Origin of the sequence: Luteibacter sp. dw_328 (assembly GCF_018449605.1) — a bacterium.
Lineage (GTDB): Bacteria > Pseudomonadota > Gammaproteobacteria > Xanthomonadales > Rhodanobacteraceae > Luteibacter.
Genome location: NZ_JAAVUW010000017.1, coordinates 1 through 2,122, shown reverse-complemented (window position 1 = coordinate 2,122; position 2,122 = coordinate 1). Strand labels below are relative to the sequence as shown.

The window sequence follows — 2,122 nt, the reverse complement described above, 5'->3', positions numbered from 1 at the left end:
GCAGATCAGCCAGGGTACCGACGTTTCCTTTGCCGCTGCCGCCGCTGGCGCCGGCGATGCCACCAACCTCGGCAGCGTCCAGGTTACCGCCAACACCCTGCCCAGCATCGACGTCAGCTCGGTCGACTCGCGCACCGTGTTGACCGCCGACCAGCTGTCCAAGCTGCCGATCGCCCGCACGTCGATCAGCTCGATCGCCCTGCTCGCTCCGGGCACCACGCCCGCGGTGCGTGGCTACGGCAACGCGCTGTCCTTCGGTGGCTCTTCGGCGTCCGAGAACGGCTACTACATCAACGGCTTCCAGGCCACGAACCCGCTGACCGGCGTGAGCTCGCGCCAGCTGCCCTACGACGCGATCGATCAGGAACAGGTGCTGATCGGCGGCTACGGCGCCGAGTACGGCCGCTCCACCGGCGGCGTGATCAACGTCGTCTCCAAGCGTGGTACCAACGAGTGGAAGGGCGATGTCCAGGTATTCTGGTCGCCGGACGGCCTGAACCAGCAGCCGCGTAACGTCCGTCTTCGCGACGGTACCCTCTACCAGAAGGGCAACCTGTACGCGCTGCGCAACAACGAGAACCTGCAGTACTCCGGCTCCATCGGCGGCGCACTGATCAAGGACAAGTTGTTCATCTTCGCCGCGGCGGACTGGATCAGGAACACCGGCGACTACACCGGCCCGAACACCACCAGCGACGACGAGCATGACAGCGCCAAGACCAAGCGCTGGCTGACCAAGATCGACTGGAACATCACCGACAACAACATCCTCGAGTTCACCGGTATCGGCGACACCGAGACGAATGACCAGTCCATCAGTGCTTACAGCTACGACACCGGTCGCGGCGACTACCTCGGCCATGTCTACACGAAAAACTACAACGGCACGCAGACCAACGCGACGCCGGGTGGCAACACGTACATCGGCCACTACACCGGTTACATCACCGATGACCTGACGGTCAACGCGATGTACGGCCGTTCGCATTCCGACCACAGCCAGAACATCACCTCGGCTACCGGCCAGAACTGCCCGACCATTACCGATAACCGCACCGAGTTTACCGGCAACCCGCAGACCGGTTGCACGGTCGGTGGCTCGACGTTCCTCCTGCCTGGCGCGGAAGACAGCAGCCATGGCTGGAGCGCCAACATCGAATACCGCCTGGGTGATCACGACCTGCGCGGAGGTGTTGATAACTATGTCCTGCGCGCCACGTCCGGTGCGCTGCCAACCGGCGGTACCGGCTGGACCTACGCTGACGTTGGTGACGGCTCGTCCATCCAGAGCCGCCTGTCCAACCTCGGTCTCAATCCCGCCCTGTACAACCCGGCTGACTTCGCCAACGGCTACTACGCGGAATCGACGGCACTGAGCACGGGCACCTCGGCCCGTACCAACCAGCGTTCGCAGTTCATCGAAGACAACTGGCAGATCACGGACCGCTGGCACGGTTACATCGGCCTGCGTAACGAACAGTTCACCAACTACAACGGTAGCGGCGAAGCGTATGCCAGCGCGCGCCACCAGCTCGATCCACGCCTGGGTGCGTCGTGGGACGTCCACGGTGACAGCTCGCTGAAGATCTACGCCAACGCCGGCCGTTACCACCTCGGTCTGCCGACCTCCGTCGCCATCCGCGGCGCCGGCCCGTCGACCTTCCCGTCGCAGTACTACGGTTTCACCGGCATCGACCCGGTCACGGGTGTGCCGACCGGTCTCGTTGCAGGCCCGTATTCGGGTAACTACAACAAGAACGGCGCGAACGGCATCCCGCCGGACGCGAAGACCGTTTCGGCCCAGGGCCTGCACTCGTACTACCAGGATGAGTACATCTTCGGTGTCGACCAGCAGCTGGACAACAACTGGGTCGTCGGTGCGAAGGCCATGTACCGTCGCCTGCGCAGCCTGATCGACGATACCTGCGACTCGGCACCGATCCAGGAATGGGGCGACGAGAACGGCCTTCACGACGAAGTGAAGGCGGGTATCGGTCGCAGCACGGGTTGCTGGCTGTACAACCCGGGTCGCGCGAATACGTTCACCGTGTCGCCGGCTGACGGTCAGTACCTGAGCGTGCCGCTCACCGCCGCCGATATCGGCGAGCCGCGTGCCAAGCGC

General features: G+C 64.0%; 1 protein-coding gene. It reads left to right on the top strand.

Features of this window, described 5'->3' with window-relative positions; all coding sequences use genetic code 11:
• Positions 1 to 2,122: TonB-dependent receptor plug domain-containing protein (locus HB634_RS22750; RefSeq protein ID WP_213950224.1), on the top strand; the 2,122-nt coding region annotated here is incomplete at both ends.